At 61.2% G+C, this 16,752-nt stretch carries 13 protein-coding genes and 1 pseudogene; 10 read left to right on the top strand and 4 right to left on the bottom strand.

The genetic code is table 11. The annotated features are described in order from the left end of the window. The 4 genes from speA to HBJ59_RS23250 all read right to left on the bottom strand — a co-directional run bounded on the left by speA (position 1) and on the right by HBJ59_RS23250 (position 4,402). Positions 1-1,914 (bottom strand): arginine decarboxylase, encoded by a 1,914-nt coding sequence (gene speA, locus HBJ59_RS23265; protein ID WP_076017972.1) that lies wholly within the window; start codon positions 1,912-1,914, stop codon positions 1-3. A gap of 212 nt (positions 1,915-2,126) precedes the next feature. After that, positions 2,127-2,498 (bottom strand): translation initiation factor Sui1, encoded by a 372-nt coding sequence (locus HBJ59_RS23260; protein ID WP_167664869.1) that lies wholly within the window; start codon positions 2,496-2,498, stop codon positions 2,127-2,129. Positions 2,499-2,795: 297 nt separating this feature from the next. Beyond that, positions 2,796-3,332, bottom strand: coding sequence for an NUDIX hydrolase (locus HBJ59_RS23255; protein ID WP_076017974.1), 537 nt, complete (start codon positions 3,330-3,332; stop codon positions 2,796-2,798). A 2-nt stretch (positions 3,333-3,334) separates the two neighbouring features. Beyond that, complete coding sequence (locus tag HBJ59_RS23250; RefSeq protein ID WP_076017975.1) at positions 3,335-4,402, bottom strand: DUF2333 family protein; 1,068 nt, start codon at positions 4,400-4,402, stop codon at positions 3,335-3,337. Between the two features lie 274 nt (positions 4,403-4,676). Here HBJ59_RS23250 and HBJ59_RS23245 point away from each other — a divergent pair, with 274 nt between their 5' ends. The 10 genes and pseudogenes from HBJ59_RS23245 (at position 4,677) to purH (ending at position 16,604) form a co-directional block, all read left to right on the top strand. After that, the gene (locus HBJ59_RS23245; protein ID WP_167664868.1) at positions 4,677-6,347 is read left to right on the top strand and encodes a PleD family two-component system response regulator; all 1,671 of its coding nucleotides are present in this window, start codon (positions 4,677-4,679) and stop codon (positions 6,345-6,347) included. A gap of 1,519 nt (positions 6,348-7,866) precedes the next feature. Further along, positions 7,867-8,361: pseudogene (locus HBJ59_RS32090) on the top strand (methyl-accepting chemotaxis protein); the annotation flags it as partial. A gap of 264 nt (positions 8,362-8,625) precedes the next feature. Further along, on the top strand, positions 8,626-9,081 hold the full coding sequence (aroQ, locus tag HBJ59_RS23235) for a type II 3-dehydroquinate dehydratase (RefSeq protein ID WP_017478426.1): 456 nt from the start codon (positions 8,626-8,628) through the stop codon (positions 9,079-9,081). A gap of 25 nt (positions 9,082-9,106) precedes the next feature. After that, positions 9,107-9,562, top strand: coding sequence for an acetyl-CoA carboxylase biotin carboxyl carrier protein (gene accB / locus HBJ59_RS23230; protein ID WP_076017978.1), 456 nt, complete (start codon positions 9,107-9,109; stop codon positions 9,560-9,562). 17 nt (positions 9,563-9,579) lie between these two features. Continuing rightward, positions 9,580-10,941, top strand: coding sequence for an acetyl-CoA carboxylase biotin carboxylase subunit (accC, locus tag HBJ59_RS23225; RefSeq protein ID WP_076017979.1), 1,362 nt, complete (start codon positions 9,580-9,582; stop codon positions 10,939-10,941). 289 nt (positions 10,942-11,230) lie between these two features. Further along, complete coding sequence (gene prmA, locus HBJ59_RS23220; protein ID WP_017478425.1) at positions 11,231-12,109, top strand: 50S ribosomal protein L11 methyltransferase; 879 nt, start codon at positions 11,231-11,233, stop codon at positions 12,107-12,109. Between the two features lie 30 nt (positions 12,110-12,139). Next, on the top strand, positions 12,140-13,399 hold the full coding sequence (locus HBJ59_RS23215) for a DUF3426 domain-containing protein (RefSeq protein ID WP_167664867.1): 1,260 nt from the start codon (positions 12,140-12,142) through the stop codon (positions 13,397-13,399). 185 nt (positions 13,400-13,584) lie between these two features. Further along, the gene (gene dusB / locus HBJ59_RS23210) at positions 13,585-14,598 is read left to right on the top strand and encodes a tRNA dihydrouridine synthase DusB (RefSeq protein WP_076017982.1); all 1,014 of its coding nucleotides are present in this window, start codon (positions 13,585-13,587) and stop codon (positions 14,596-14,598) included. Beyond that, the gene (fis, locus tag HBJ59_RS23205) at positions 14,595-14,915 is read left to right on the top strand and encodes a DNA-binding transcriptional regulator Fis (RefSeq protein ID WP_003186237.1); all 321 of its coding nucleotides are present in this window, start codon (positions 14,595-14,597) and stop codon (positions 14,913-14,915) included. The genes dusB and fis overlap by 4 nt, the downstream gene beginning before the upstream one ends. An 81-nt stretch (positions 14,916-14,996) precedes the next feature. Next, positions 14,997-16,604 carry a bifunctional phosphoribosylaminoimidazolecarboxamide formyltransferase/IMP cyclohydrolase gene (purH, locus tag HBJ59_RS23200; protein ID WP_167664866.1) on the top strand — a complete coding sequence of 536 codons (1,608 nt, stop codon included), beginning with the start codon at positions 14,997-14,999 and terminating at the stop codon, positions 16,602-16,604. Positions 16,605-16,752 lie beyond the last annotated feature (148 nt).

Below are 16,752 nucleotides of genomic sequence, written 5' to 3'. Positions count from 1 at the left end.
TTACGAGGACAGGTACGACGAACGAGTCAGGCCCAATCGCAACGCATCCAGGAACTGGGTCCGCTCCGCCGCCGTGATCTTCGCGCTGGCGCACTTGTCACGGTAGTGAGTCATCAACTCTTCCGGCGACAAGTGCACGTAGCGCAGCATGTCTTCGATGGTGTCGTGGGTCTCGATCCCGGCGCTGTACACCGAACCGTCTTCACGCTGGTAGATGTTCACCGAGTCGGTGTCACCGAACAGGTTGTGCATGTCGCCCAAAATTTCCTGGTAGGCACCCACCAGGAAGATGCCCAGCAAGTAATCTTCACCCTCGTTCACCGCGTGCACCGGCAGGCTGGTCTCGATGCTTTGCTCATCCACGTACTGCTTGATCTTGCCGTCGGAGTCGCAGGTCAGGTCTTGCAGCACGGCACGGCGCAGCGGCTCTTCGTCGAGGCGATGCAGCGGCAGGATCGGCAGTACCTGGCCGATGGCCCAGGTGTCCGGCAGGCTCTGGAATACCGAGAAGTTGCAGATGTACTTGTCGGCCAGCTTGTCGTTGAGTTCGTCCAGCACCTGGCGATGGGAGCGCTGGCGCGCCTTCAACGAGTTGTGCAGGCGGCGGCACACGGCGAAGTAGCACTGCTCGGCCAGGGCCTTTTCGGCGAGGGTCATTTTGCCGTCAGCGTACTGGGTGGCCACATCGCTCATGTAGTGCGTGGCGCGCCAGTAGGTTTCGGTGACCATTTCAATGTCGGTCGGGCCCAGCAGGTCCACCAGCCATTGAACGGTTTCCGGCAGGCTTTCCTTGTTCTCGATCACCGGCACGTCGTCGTTGTGTTTCTCGACGTCGGTCACTTGCACCACCAGCATGGCGTGGTGGGCGGTCAGGGAACGGCCGCTCTCGGAGAAGATGTTCGGGTGCGGCAGGCTCTGCGCGTCGCAGAATTCCTTGAGCATGCCCACGACCACGCCGGCGTAGTCGTCCATGTCGTAGTTGATGGAACTGGCGTTACGCGAGTGGGTACCGTCGTAGTCCACACCCAGGCCGCCGCCCACGTCGATGTGGTCCACCGGCAGGCCGAGGTTGCGCAGTTCGCCGTAGTAACGAATGGCTTCCTTGAACCCGTGCTGGTAGTCGGCCAGGTTGGCGATCTGCGAACCCATGTGGAAGTGCAGCAGGCGGATGCCCTGGTCCAGGCCCGCCGCGCGGAAGCGCTCGACCACAGACAACAGTTGCGCCGCCGACAAACCGAATTTGGATTTCTCGCCGCCGGTGTCCGCCCACTTGCTCGACGCCAGGGACGACAGGCGAACTCGCAGGCCCACCTGTGGCTTGACCTTGAGGTTGGCGGCTTCTTCGATCACCAGGCCGACTTCGGATTCTTTCTCGATCACAATAAATACGTTGTGGCCAAGCTTCTGGCCCATCAGCGCAAGGCGGATGAACTCACGGTCTTTGTAACCGTTGCAGACGATGGTGCCGCCTTTCGGCGCCAGGGCCAGCACGGCCAGCAGCTCCGGCTTGGAGCCGGCTTCCAGGCCGATGGACACGTCCTGGGTGGCGATGATGTTCTCGATCACCGCTTCCTGCTGGTTCACCTTGATCGGGTACAGCGCGGTGTATTTGCTCTGGTATTCCAGGCGCTCGATATTCGCGTCGAAGGCACCGGTCAGTTGGCGCACGCGGTCTTGCAGGATGTCGGGGAAGCGCACCAGCAACGGCAGGGACAGGCCGCTTTTACGCAGCTGGTCTACTTGCTCGTACAGGTCGACAGGCGTGCTGTTCGGGCCGTTCGGACGGACTTCAACGCGACCGGCATCATTGATCGCGAAATACCCGGCCCCCCAATGGCGAATCCCGTAAACACTGCGGCTGTCCGCAACTGTCCATTGGCTGCCATCGTCTTTGCGTGTGCGTCGTACGGACATCGAAGTCCCCTATAAATGAAGTCGAAGTGCACCGGCCTGATCAGAGGCTGGCGCAGTCTAAAGAATGAAAATGACGATTTGCCTGTGAGAGGGGTAGACCCCACTTGCAGGACAGAGTTTAGACACCGGTCAGGAACAGGCTCTGTGAAAACCATGGAGACGACAGTTTGCGTTCAGCAAGCGGGTCATCGGGGTGGTTTTCACAGAGGCTGCTAACCGCCGGATTTCTTCGCCTTGTAACCCAGCTTGATCAGCTCGGCCAACAGCAACTCGACGTGGTCGCCCTGAATCTCGATGATGCCGTCTTTCAAGGCGCCACCGGTGCCACAGCGCTTTTTCAGCGTCGTGGCCAACTCCTTCAGGGCATCTTCGGCCAGGGGCACGCCGGTGATGGTGGTCACCGTCTTGCCGCCACGGCCCTTGCTCTCGCGACGGACGCGGGCAATACCATCGCCTTCGGGAATCAGGGTTGTTTTGCAGGTACACGCGTCCACGGGCTGGCGACAGTCCGGGCAGTGTCGACCTGCGTCGGTGGAAAATACCAGGCCACCAAGGGCGGCGAAGGATGCGGCTTTTTTGGCCACCGGCAATCCTCTTGGGAGGACAAAGACTGATCGATGGGATCATCGACCGCGAAGCCCCACTCAGGCAGGGGCAGCGCTACTGAGCCGCAGATATTCAAACCACTGTAGGAGCGAGCTTGCTCGCGAAGGTCGTCAACGATTACGCGGGCATTCAGACAGCACGCGTCGTGCTTACGTTTTTCGCGAGCAAGCTCGCTCCTACAGGGTGGAACAACAGCGGTTCAGCCTGAAAAGTCGCGCAGTGTAACGGCAAAAAGGCCCCTTGCTAAGAGCCAAATGGCGCCAATTTATGCAACTTTAGCGACGCAGGGCCAAATAACGACGCAAGCCTTCCTGCGCATCCGGGCAATAGGGCTTTTGTTCGGCCTCCTGCAACACCGTCGCCAGTGGCAGAAAGCGCGCTTCCATGACTTCTTCCGGCTGGATCCGCAACGGCCCGTCCCACACGGCAGAGAACGAGGTGCACCAGAGCCGGCTGTCGCCGTCTTCGAAGTAGAAGTGGTCGTGCGGGGTCAATTCGACGCCGCTTACCCCCAGCTCCTCTTCCAGCTCCCGGGCCGCCGATTCGGCGTAGGACTCGTGGGCCGCCACCATGCCGCCCGCCGCCGTGTCCCAGAACCCCGGGTACATGGCTTTGCTCAGGGTGCGCCGGTGCACACACAGCTCACCGGCAGAGTTGAACAGGAAGATAAAGGTGCAGCGCCCGATCAGCCCGCGCTGGCGCAGGTCGGAACGCACCAGGCTGCCGAGCAGGTTGTCCTGCTCGTCGACCCAGGCAATCAGTTCGGCGTCGGAGGCCGCGCGGTGCGCAGCCTCCCGGGTGGAAGCGTCCATCATCAACCTTGGTTAAGCAGCTGACGCAAGTCGATCACTGCAGCGTTGGCCCGGGAAATGTAGTTGGCCATGACCAGCGAATGGTTGGCGAGGACGCCAAAGCCACTGCCGTTGAGAATCATCGGGCTCCATACCGGCTCCTGCGAGGCTTCCAGCTCACGAATGATCTGGCGCACGCTGACGGTGGCGTTCTTCTTGGCCAGCACGTCGGCGAAGTCGACTTCGATGGCACGCAGCAGGTGGGACAAGGCCCAGGCCTGGCCGCGGGCTTCGTAGAACACGTTGTCGATCTGCATCCATGGGGTTTCCACCACTTCTTCGTCGACCTGCGGCACTTCACCCGGCGCCAGCGCTTCGGTTTTCAGCGCGGTGTTGAGCTTGACCCGGCCCACGCTGGCCGACAGCCGTTGCGACAGCGAACCCAAACGGGTCGCCACATCACCCAGCCAGTTGTTCAGGTTGTCGGCACGCGCATAGAACAGCGCGCCGCGCTGATTCGGGTCGGACAAACGCGCTTCGTAGCGGCTCAGGGAATTGATGCCTTCCTGGTATTCCGACTCGCTGGACGGCAGCACCCAGCTCTTGTTGTCGAAGTTGAAACGCGGTTCGGCCTTGGCCAGGTCCGCGTCTTCCGCCGACTGCGACTGGGAACGGGCGAAGTCTTTGCGCAAGGCACGGGTCAGGTCACGCACCTGCACCAGCACGCCGTATTCCCAGCTCGGCATGTTGTCCATCCACAGGCCCGGCGGGAAACGGTCGTTGGAAATGTAGCCACCCGGCTTATTCAGCAAAGTGCCCACCACGGTCTTGAGGGTTTCGACGGTGGTGAAGCCCACCACCATCTGCTTGCCTTCCTTCTCGGCGGCAATCTGCGCGTTCTGCTGAACCGGGAACAATGCAGGCTCTTCGCTCCAGTACCAACCCAGGGCACCGGTGACCAACAGATACAACGCAACCAGCGAGAGCAATGCACGGCTCATCAGCATGTTACGGAAATAGCTGCGGGGGGCCGACTTGGTTTCAGGGGCCGGGCCCTTTGCACTGCCTGCGCGGTTTTTCCAGTCCAGCATGGCGATATCCTTTCAATCACTTGAGTTCAATAGCTACGACCACAACCCTACCCCATCGTGCCGAGCCGTGCGGCGCTTTTAGTCAGGGTGGCGCTTGTGCGCGGCTCGACTATAAAGGATGCACGCTGTTTACGCCCGCGCGACTGCAGGGTCGGTAAATGAATATCCATGACCTCGCAGTTAATTGACGTATGACACTCGTGCAACGGAAAAGAGGTGCTAGCATAGAGCCATCAGTTCGACCTCAGCATGCAGCCTAACTAGTAGTCAGGATATGACCGAGCCAGAAGACCCCAGCCGTGAGCGTCTCAAGCACCATTTTGCCCAGCGTGTAATTCATCAGGCACGTCAAATTCTTGAGATCTGGCAGCGCCTGCAACGCAGCGAATGGTCGACCGCCGACTTGACCGAACTCGGCGAGGCCAACCTGCGCCTGCTGCGTTTTGCCGAGCGCTTCGAGCAGCCGGAACATGGCCAGTTGGCACACCAGATCGGCGCTTCACTCAAGGCGGTGGACGATAACCGCGGCCGCCTGAGCAGCCACCTGATCACCGAACTCAACCGTCTGATGCAGCGCCTGTCGCGCACTGGCCTGCGCCAGGGCGATCAGCTTGAGCAAACCCTCCTGCCGCCGATGCGCAAGCCGATCTACGTGATGCTCGCCGATCACGATCGCGCCGAGCGCCTGGCCAAGCAGTTGGAATTTTTCGGCTTGAGCGCGCAGTCCCTCGACAGCGTGGCAGCATTTCGCTCATCGATGGCCGAACGCTTGCCGGCAGCCATCGTGATGGATGTGGATTTCTGCGGCACCGGCCTGGGCCTGAAGCTTGCGGCCGAAGCCCAGGAAGGCCTGGAGCAAAAACTGCCGCTGCTGTTTTTCAGCCTGCACGAAACCGATACACCCACTCGCCTGGCCGCCGTGCGCGCCGGCGGCCAGGAGTTCCTCACCGGAACCCTGGAGGCGTCGAGCCTGCTGGAAAAAATCGAAGTGCTGACCTGCGTCGCCCAGTACGAACCTTATAAAGTGCTGATCATCGACGACTCGCGGGCCCAGGCGATGCACACCGAGCGCCTGCTCAACAGCGCCGGTATCGTCACCCGCACCCTGATCGAACCGATCCAGGCCATGGCCGAGCTGGCGGACTTCCAGCCGGACCTGATCATCCTCGACATGTATATGCCTGCCTGCACCGGTACCGAACTGGCCAAAGTGATCCGCCACAACGACCGCTACGTCAGCGTGCCGATTATCTACCTCTCGGCCGAAGACGACCTGGACAAGCAACTGGACGCCATGAGCGAAGGCGGCGACGACTTCCTCACCAAGCCGATCAAGCCCCGACACCTGATCACCACCGTGCGCAACCGTGCGGCGCGGGCGCGCAACCTCAAGGCGCGGATGGTGCGCGACAGCCTCACCGGGCTGTACAACCACACCCACATCCTGCAATTGCTCGAAGACTGCAGCTTCCGTGCGCGGCGCGAGAGCAAACCGCTGAGCTTTGCGATGCTCGACATCGACCACTTCAAGCGGGTCAACGACAGCCACGGGCACCCCATGGGCGACCGGGTAATCAAGAGCCTCGCGCTGTTTCTCAAGCAGCGCCTGCGCAAGACCGACTATATAGGCCGTTACGGCGGTGAAGAATTTGCCATCGTGATGCCCGACACCGATCTCGACTCGGCCTGCAAAGTGCTCGACGAAATCCGTGGGCGCTTTGCCGAGATCCACTACCCCGCCAAGCCGCAGGATTTGTGGTGCACCTTCAGTGCCGGCGTGGTGGAGCTGTGTGACGGCTCCGACAGCCTGATGATGGCAGCCCAGGCCGACGAGGCGCTGTACCGCGCCAAGGATGCAGGGCGTAACCGGGTGATGTCGGCGCGCGCATCAAAGCAAAGTGCCACCTTTTCACCGGAATCCACCGAATCCGTCATAACTCTGTAATGGAAACGCAATAACTTCAGGCACTTACTTCTGCTGTCGGTTGAAACCACGCATGCGCCTGAAGCTGCTGACAAATCTGAACACCCTCCTTCTGGTCGCCGTTTGCCTGGCCCTCGGCGCGACGCTCTGGTGGTCGCAACGCGCCCTGGAACGGCCCTATCTGTTGATGGAGCGCTACCTGGGCCTATCGCAGACCTTCCAGAACCAGGCCGCGCGCAATATCGACGATTACCTCGCCAGCGGCGACGCCCTGCGCCTGAGCAGCGCCAGCCAGAGCCTGGAAAACCTGTTGCAGCATCTGGATGAACTGCCGGCAGACCTGGCGCAAAACCTGCGCCCCAGCCTGGTAGACCTGGACACTTTCAGCAAGACCGACCTGCTGGCCGCGGGCAAGCTGGCGGGTGACCCGCAAGCCTTGCTGCTGCAAGCCGAACGCGAACTCGGCGCCAATCTGGAGCAACTGAACCAGTACGCCAGCGGCGTCACCTCCCCCGACGCCGCGCGTTATCTGCCGCCGTTGCTCGCGGCGTCCCAGCACCTGGCCAAACTCTCCCTGGCCCGGGACAAGCTGGTGAGCAGCGGGCGCAGCGAACTGGCCGACGACGTGGAGCGCGAAGTCAGCAATATCCGCAGCCAGGCTGACGTGCTGGGGCAACTGCCATTACTGGGGGTGACCGCCAGCAGCGAGTCCAATACCGACGACTTCTCGGCCATGATGGGCCTGGAAAACGCTGAAAAAACCGTAGCCCAGGACACCGGCGTCGACCTCAAGCGCGAACTTAACAGCCTGCTGACCCGCTACCCCGCCGAGCTGAAACGCACCCGCGAGCAAATCCAGCAACGTACCGAACTGGCCACCAGCACCCACCTGAAAATCAACGCCGTGCAGCAAGCCATCGCCGGGCTGGAGCCGGTGGTGCGGGCCCAGCATGCGCAGATCCAGGGCGAAGTGCGGTTGATGCAAGGCGTCATGATCGGCCTGATCTTGCTGATCGCGCTGTTGATCGACACCTTGCAACGGCGCCTGGCTCGGGTGCTGACCAACCTGGCGCCGGCCTTGTCCACGTGGGCCGAAGGCAACTTCAGCCAGCCCATTGCCTTGGGCAAGACCAACCGCGAACTTCACGATATCGAGGAGTCCCTGAACCGCCTGCGCGCTTATCTGGTGGACCTGGTGGGCACCATTCGCGGCAACGCCGAGCAAGTGGCCGGCAGCAGCAGCGCCCTGGCGGAATTGAGCAATGGCATGCACGACGGCGCCGAGCGCCAGGCCGGTGACACCGCGCAGATTCGCGATTCCCTGGGTGAACTCGAAGCCACTATCCAGCAGGTTGCTGGCGACGCCAGCCAGGCCGCCGAGGCCAGCCGCAGCGCAGGCCAAGCCGTGGAACAGGGCCAACGGGTGATCGGCCTGAGCCTCACCGGGTTGCACGCATTGGTCGGCGAAGTGCAGATAAATGCGCAGATGATCGAGAAACTCGCCGAGGAGTCCGCAACCATCGGCGGCGTACTCACGGTGATTCGCTCAATTGCCGACCAGACCAACCTGCTGGCGCTGAACGCCGCCATCGAGGCCGCGCGGGCCGGTGAAGCCGGGCGCGGGTTCGCCGTGGTGGCCGATGAAGTGCGCTCCCTGGCCCAGCGCACCGCCGGCGCCACCGCTGAAATCCAGCACCTGATCGCCGGCCTGCAAACCGCCGCCCGGCAATCGGTGGAAGGCATGCGCGCCCAGGTCGAACACGCAGAAGCGACCGCCGAGCAAGCCCAGGCAGCTGACGGCGCGCTGGATGAAATCGTCGGAGCGATCCAGACCATTTCCGACACCGCGGTGCGGATTGCCGATGTCACCGCCCAGCAAAGTGGCGCAGTGAGCGAAATCCGCGATAACAGTGAGCGGATTCACCAGCTGGGTGAGGACAACTTGCTGCGAATTGGCCAGGGACGCAGCCAGGGAGAGCACTTATTGGTACTTGGCGGGCAACTCAACACTGCCGTACAGGCATTCCGCGTCTAACCGGCTCTCCCGCCTTGTGAAGATCAAAATGTGGGAGCGGGCTTGCTCGCGAAGGCGGTGCACCGGCCAACGCATGTGGCGGCTGAACCACCGCCTTCGCGAGCAAGCCCGCTCCCACACTGACCGGATTCAGGCTTGCGGTCACATATTTTGCGCAATCCTCGCTAATCGTGCTGCCTACTGCATAGAACTGGACAGTCACAAAGCCTTTGCGGCATAGTCGCCGGGTTCTACCGTGCCCACATCAATAACAAGGAACAGCCGATGGCGACCTTACTGGTTCTTCACGGACCCAACCTGAACCTGCTCGGCACCCGCGAACCGGGCGTCTACGGGTCAGTGACCCTCGAACAGATCAACCTCGATCTGGAACGACGGGCACGTGATGCCGGCCACCATCTGCTCTACCTGCAAAGCAATGCCGAGTACGAACTGATTGATCGTATCCATGCCGCGCGCAGCGAAGGCGTGGACTTTATCCTGATCAATCCCGCCGCTTTTACGCACACAAGCGTTGCATTACGTGACGCGCTGCTGGCGGTGAGCATCCCATTCATCGAAGTGCATTTATCGAACGTGCACAAACGCGAACCTTTCCGCCATCACTCTTACTTCTCCGACGTTGCGGTAGGAGTGATCTGCGGCCTTGGCGCCAGCGGTTACCGACTGGCCCTGGAGGCCGCCCTGGAACAGCTTGAAGACACGGCCAAGCGCCCCTGACCGACCCTTTGGGAGTTGATGATTCATGGATATCCGTAAAGTTAAGAAACTGATCGAACTGCTGGAAGAATCCGGTATCGACGAGCTGGAGATCAAGGAAGGCGAGGAATCCGTACGGATCAGCCGTCACAGCAAGACCCCGGCCCAACAGTTCTACGCACCTCAGATGCAAGCGCCGGCTCCGGCCGCTGCGCCAGTGGCTGCTCCGGTTGCTGCTGCCGAAGCCCCTGCTGCACCTAAACTGAACGGTTTCGTGGTCAAGTCGCCAATGGTCGGTACCTTCTACCGCACCCCGGCACCGACCTCGCCAGCCTTCGTTGAAGTCGGCGCAACCGTGAAAGTGGGCGACACCATCTGCATCGTTGAAGCGATGAAGATGATGAACCACATCACGGCTGAAAAAGCCGGCGTCATCGAATCCATCCTGGTAGAAAACGGTCAGCCGGTTGAGTACGACCAGCCGCTGTTCACCATCGTTTGAACCGCGGAGCGCCTTCGATGTTGAAACCTGCGAAGAAACTGCAAAAAGTCCTGATCGCCAACCGCGGCGAGATCGCGCTGCGTATCCTGCGCGCCTGTAAGGAAGAGGGCATCAAGACCGTCGCTGTTTACTCGACGGCCGATACCGAATTGATGCACGTGAAACTGGCGGACGAAAGCATCTGCATCGGCCCGCCACTGGCCACGAACTCGTACCTGAAAGTCTCGAACATCATCGCCGCCGCTGAAGTCACTGGCGCCGATGGTATTCACCCGGGCTACGGCTTCCTCGCCGAAAACGCCGATTTCGCCGAACAGGTAGAGAAATCCGGGTTTGCCTTCATCGGCCCGAAAGCCGAAACCATTCGCCTGATGGGCGACAAGGTATCGGCCAAGGACGCCATGATCGCAGCCGGCGTGCCAACCGTTCCAGGTTCCGACGGCCCGCTGCCTGAAGACGAGGCAACCGCCCTGCGCATTGGTCGCGAAGTCGGTTACCCGGTGATCATCAAGGCCGCCGGCGGCGGCGGTGGTCGCGGCATGCGCGTGGTACACAAGGAAGAAGACCTGATCGAAGCCGCCAAGCAGACTCGCTCCGAAGCGGCCGCCTGGTTCGGCAACCCGATGGTCTACCTGGAAAAGTACCTGACCAACCCACGTCACGTGGAAGTGCAGGTACTGTCCGACGGCCAGGGCCACGCCATCCACTTGGGCGACCGCGATTGCTCGCTGCAACGTCGTCACCAGAAGGTACTGGAAGAAGCGCCGGCACCAGGCCTGGATGAAACTGCTCGCCAGGAAGTACTGGCTCGCTGCGTCAAGGCGTGCATCGACATCAACTACCGTGGCGCAGGCACTTTCGAGTTCCTGTACGAGAACGGCCGTTTCTACTTCATCGAGATGAACACTCGTGTGCAGGTAGAGCATCCGGTTTCGGAAATGGTCACCGGTATCGACATCGTCAAGGAGATGCTGAGCATCGCCGCTGGCAACAAGCTGTCGTTTACCCAGGATGATGTGAAGATCCACGGCCACTCCCTGGAGTGCCGGATCAACGCCGAAGACCCGAAAACCTTTATCCCAAGCCCTGGCCTGGTCAAGCATTTCCACGCGCCCGGCGGCAACGGCGTCCGTGTGGATTCGCACCTGTACAGCGGCTACAAGGTTCCGTCCAACTACGATTCACTGATCGGCAAGCTGATCACCTGGGGCGCCACCCGCGACGAGGCCATGGCCCGTATGCGTAACGCACTGGACGAAATCGTGGTAGACGGCATCAAGACCAACATCCCGCTGCATCGGGATCTGGTTCGCGATGAAGGCTTCTGCGAAGGTGGTGTGAACATTCACTACCTGGAACACAAGCTGGCTAATCAGTAAGCGAAGTGATCCACCCAACAAAGCCGCCTTCGGGCGGCTTTGTTGTTTCTGCCCACCCGATTTTTCTGGATGGATACATTCCCCTTGTGGGAGCGGGCTTGCTCGCGAATGCGGTATGCCAGTCAAAACATCCATGACTGACACACCGCATTCGCGAGCAAGCCCGCTCCCACATTTTTGTTCTGTGTACACCAGCAGTACAGTCGTCTTCTGCTGTTCGCTCGCGTAAACTTGCGCGTCTTTCGCAGCCCTACCCCGCTGCACACTCATTTTTTCAAAGGTGCCCGCCATGCCTTGGCTGCAAGTCCGTCTCGCCATCAGCCCAGAACAAGCCGAAACCTACGAAGACGCTTTCCTCGAAGTGGGCGCCGTGTCGGTGACCTTCATGGACGCCGAAGACCAGCCGATCTTCGAGCCCGAGCTCAACACCACGCCGCTGTGGTCCCACACCCACCTGCTGGCCCTGTTCGAAGACGGCACCGATGCCGCCAGCGTGCTGGCCCATATGGAACTGCTGACCGGCGGCCCACTGCCGGAGCACCACAGCGAAATTATCGAAGACCAGGACTGGGAACGCAGCTGGATGGACAACTTCCAGCCGATGCGCTTTGGCCAGCGCCTGTGGATCGTGCCGAGCTGGCACGCCGCTCCCGAGCCTGACGCCGTCAACCTGCTGCTGGACCCGGGCCTGGCGTTTGGCACCGGCACTCACCCCACCACCGCCCTGTGCCTGGAATGGCTCGATGGCCAGGACCTGAAAGACTGCAACGTGCTGGACTTCGGCTGCGGCTCGGGGATCCTGGCCATCGCCGCCCTGCTGCTGGGCGCCAAGGAAGCCGTCGGTACCGATATCGACGTGCAAGCCCTGGAAGCCTCCCGCGATAACGCCGGGCGCAATAACATCGCTGAAGAGAAATTCCCGCTGTACCTGCCGGAGCAATTGCCCCAGGTGCAGGCCGACGTACTGGTGGCCAATATCCTCGCCGGGCCGCTGGTCGCCCTGGCACCGCAGCTGTCGAGCCTGGTCAAGCCGGGCGGCCGCCTGGCGCTGTCGGGCATCCTCGCCGAACAGGGCGAAGATGTTGCCGCTGCCTACGCCCAGGATTTCGAGCTGGATCCGATCGCCAACCGCGATGGCTGGGTACGCATCAGTGGTCGTCGGCGCTAGAATGAGCGCCTGCATGAATCGGATGGCCGCATGACCGACAGTTTCGTCACCCAGTGCCCACATTGCCAAGCACGCTTTCGCGTCAACCACGCTCAATTGAGTGTGGCCCGTGGCGTGGTGCGCTGTGGCTCATGCCTGCAAGTGTTCAATGCCGCCCGCCAACTGCTGGAGCAGCGCGCCAGTGCGCCCGCGCCCCAGGCAGCAGCGGTAGAGCCACCGCTAGCAGTACAACTGCCACCCGAAGCACCGCGAGCCATCAGCCAGAAGCAATGGACCGCCGAAGAGCTTGATCTGGATAACCTGGACCTCGACGAAGAGCTGGCCAAGCTGGAACGTCGCGAGATTCAGCACACCCAGCCCGTAGGTGCAGATCGTCGCCAACCCGGCGCCGACCGTCGGCAAAAAGAAGACTCCCTCAGCGCCAGCCGCGACACGGCCAAGGCCGAGGAAGAGCAATGGGCCGCCAGCCTGTTCAGCGAGCCTCGGGATGAACGGGCACAAGCCCCACAACCCACCGACGAAGAACCGCAACCGGCCAAGGCAAGCCTCGCCAAACCCAAGCGCACCGAACCCTCAATGTCGTTTGAAGCGGTCGAGCCCGACGAAGAACCAGCGCTGCACGCCAACGCCACCGATGACGAACTCGATCCACCGGTAACCGCGGTAACAGACGAGCCAGAACCCGAACAAGCGGAACGCCCGCAGCCCAAACGCAAGCGCCCTCGCCCCGAGGCCGGCGCCCACGACGACCTGCTTTCGGACCTGGAAGACGACCCGCTGCACCTGTATTCCCAGAAACGCGCCTCCGGCTGGGGCCGCCGTCTGTTCTGGGGCTTGCTGGTGTTGCTGGCCGCCGCCGGCCTGGCGGGACAATACGTCGCCTACCAATTCGACGAACTGGCACGCCAGGACGCCTACCGCCCGTGGTTCCAGGAACTGTGCCCGAAACTGGGCTGCACCGTGCCATCACGCGTCGATATCGCCCACATCAAGAGCAGCAACCTGGTGGTGCGCAGCCACCCGGAGTTCGCTGGCGCCCTGGTGGTGGACGCGATCATCTATAACCGCGCGACATTCTCCCAACCGTTCCCGCTGTTGGAGCTACGCTTTGCCGACATGAACGGGAATATGATCGCCAGTCGTCGCTTCAAACCCGCCGAATACCTCAGCGGCGAGTTGGCAGGCGTAACCGAGATGCCCTCCCAGACGCCGATCCACATTGCCCTGGACATCCTCGACCCGGGCAACAAAGCGGTGAATTACAGCCTGAGCTTCCACTCTCCCGAGTGATCCGGCCCAAGGAGTAAGGTTTGACGGCGGATTCTTGACTGCTCCGCCGTTGACCAAACCAGCGGCGATAAGAAAATAACTGTTCAGATTTTATCCAATTCAGCCTTTATCCAGTCATCGAGAGCGGGTATCATGCCAACCCTTTTTCGAACTCTAATGATCCGGCCCCACAACAGGGAAGTCCTATGTCGGCGGTACGCATCGGCCCATACACATTGCACAACGGCTTGATCCTCGCCCCGATGGCGGGCGTCACCGACCAGCCCTTTCGTCAGCTTTGCAAGCGTTTGGGCGCAGGGCTTGTAGTCTCGGAAATGGTCACCAGCGACATGAGCTTGTGGAACACCCGCAAATCGCGGATGCGCATGATCCACGAAGGTGATCCCGAGCCCCGCTCGGTACAGATCGCCGGCGGAGATGCGCAAATGCTGGCGGACGCGGCCCGGGCCAACGTGGAGTTGGGGGCGCAGATTATTGATATCAACATGGGTTGCCCGGCCAAGAAGGTCTGCAACAAGGCCGCAGGTTCTGCCCTGTTGAAGGATGAGCAGTTGGTGAGCGAGATCCTGCATGCCGTTGTCGCTGCAGTGGATGTGCCGGTCACCCTGAAGATCCGCACCGGCTGGGACCGGGACAACAAGAATGGCCTGACGGTGGCGAAGATCGCCGAGCAGGCGGGCATTACAGCGCTGGCGGTGCATGGCCGCACCCGCGCCGACCTTTACACCGGTGAAGCCGAGTACGACACCATTGCCGCGATCAAGCAGGCGGTGTCGATTCCCGTCTTTGCCAACGGCGACATCGATTCAGCCGAGAAAGCCCGGCGCGTGCTGCACGCGACCGGCGCCGATGGCTTGTTGATTGGCCGGGCTGCCCAGGGGCGGCCGTGGATTTTTCGTGAGATCGAGCATTTTCTGCGTACCGGTGAAACCTTGCCGGCACCGGAGCTGATCGAGGTGGAACGTATTCTGCTAGAGCATCTGGCCGCCCTGCACGCCTTCTATGGAGACGTGATGGGCGTACGCATTGCTCGCAAGCATGTGGGCTGGTATCTCGCAACCTTGCCGGGCGCCAAGGAGTTTCGCGCCCACTTCAATCGTTTGGATGATACGGAAGCACAGTGCGCCAACGTTCGTGAGTTCTTCAGCGAACGTTACAAGAGCCTGGTGACAGGGGACGGAGAAGGGGTGGCCGCATGACGATGATGACCGAGACTTTAGTGAGTGGAACAACACCCGTGAGCGACAACGTCAATTTGAAACAGCACCTCAACACGCCGAGCGAAGAAGGCCAGACCCTTCGCGGCAGTGTCGAGAAGGCGCTGCACAATTATTTCGCCCACCTTGAGGGCGCTGCCGTCACGGATGTGTACAACCTGGTGCTCTCCGAAGTCGAAGCGCCGTTGCTCGAAAGCGTAATGAACTACGTCAAGGGCAACCAGACCAAGGCCAGTGAGCTGCTCGGTCTGAACCGTGGCACGCTGCGCAAGAAACTCAAGCAGTACGATTTGCTGTAAGCATTCAATCAAACCAGAAAGGCGCCCGCGTAAAAACGGACGCCTTTTTTGCTGACTCCTTTGCTTTTGATGGAAATTGAAATGACCGACCAGACTACCCGCCTGCCGATCCGCCGTGCCTTGATCAGTGTCTCCGACAAGACCGGGATCCTCGAATTTGCCCGGGAGCTGGAAGCCCTGGGCGTGGAGATTCTCTCCACCGGCGGGACCTTCAAACTGCTGCAGGACAACGGCGTGGCCGCAGTGGAAGTGGCGGACTACACCGGTTTCGCAGAAATGATGGACGGTCGGGTCAAGACCCTGCACCCGAAAATCCACGGCGGGATCCTCGGTCGTCGCGGTATCGACGACGCCATCATGAGCGAGCACGGCATCAAGCCGATCGACCTGGTGGCCGTTAACCTGTACCCGTTCGAAGCCACCATCAACAAGCCAGGCTGCGACCTGCCGACCGCCATCGAGAACATCGATATCGGCGGCCCGACCATGGTTCGCTCGGCTGCCAAAAACCACAAAGACGTGGCCATCGTGGTTAACGCCAGCGATTACGCCAACGTACTGGAAAGCCTGAAAGCCGGCGGCCTGACCTACGCCCAGCGCTTCGACCTGATGCTCAAGGCCTTCGAACACACCGCCGCCTACGACGGCATGATCGCCAACTACATGGGCACCGTGAACCAGGCGGCTGAAACCCTGAGCACTGAAGGTCGCAGCCAGTTCCCGCGCACCTTCAACAGCCAGTTCATCAAGGCCCAGGAAATGCGCTACGGCGAGAACCCGCACCAGAGCGCGGCGTTCTACGTTGAGGCCAAACCTGCTGAAGTCGGCATCGCCACCGCGACCCAACTGCAAGGCAAAGAGCTGTCCTACAACAACGTGGCCGACACCGACGCCGCGCTGGAATGTGTGAAGAGCTTCGTCAAGCCAGCCTGCGTGATCGTCAAGCACGCCAACCCGTGCGGCGTGGCCGTGAGCCCGAACGCTGAAGGCGGTATCCGCCAGGCGTACGAACTGGCCTACGCCACCGACACCGAGTCGGCCTTCGGCGGCATCATTGCCTTCAACCGTGAACTGGACGCCGAGACCGCCAAGGCGATCGTCGAGCGTCAGTTCGTTGAAGTGATCATTGCCCCCTCCGTCAGTGAAGAAGCCCGCGCCATCGTTGCTGCCAAGGCCAATGTGCGCCTGCTGGCCTGCGGCGAGTGGTCGGCTGAGCGTGCCGCTGCCTGGGACTACAAGCGCGTCAACGGCGGCTTGCTGGTACAGAGCCGCGACATCGGCATGATCGGCAGCGAAGACCTGAAAGTGGTGACCAAGCGCGCCCCGACCGAGCAGGAAATCAACGACCTGATCTTCGCCTGGAAAGTCGCCAAGTACGTTAAATCCAACGCCATCGTCTACGCCAAGAATCGCCAGACCATTGGTGTCGGCGCTGGCCAGATGAGCCGTGTGAACTCGGCACGTATCGCTGCCATCAAGGCTGAGCATGCCGGCTTGCAGGTACAGGGTTCGGTGATGGCGTCCGACGCATTCTTCCCGTTCCGCGACGGCCTCGACAACGCCGCGAAAGCCGGTGTGACCGCCGTGATCCAACCGGGCGGCTCGATGCGTGATGCAGAAGTGATTGCAGCGGCTGATGAAGCCGGCATCGCCATGGTGTTTACCGGCATGCGCCACTTCCGCCACTGATCCAACTTGATCGAAATGTGGGAGCGGGCTTGCTCGCGAATACGGTGTATCAGCTACATATCCTGCGACTGACACACCGCTTTCGCGAGCAAGCCCGCTCCCACATAAAGCGCTCCAGCGGCGCCTTACAGAATTTGAGGTTTTTGAA

Source organism: Pseudomonas sp. AN3A02 (genome assembly GCF_011765255.1).
Taxonomy (GTDB): domain Bacteria; phylum Pseudomonadota; class Gammaproteobacteria; order Pseudomonadales; family Pseudomonadaceae; genus Aquipseudomonas.
This window is presented reverse-complemented; position numbering and strand designations above follow the sequence as displayed.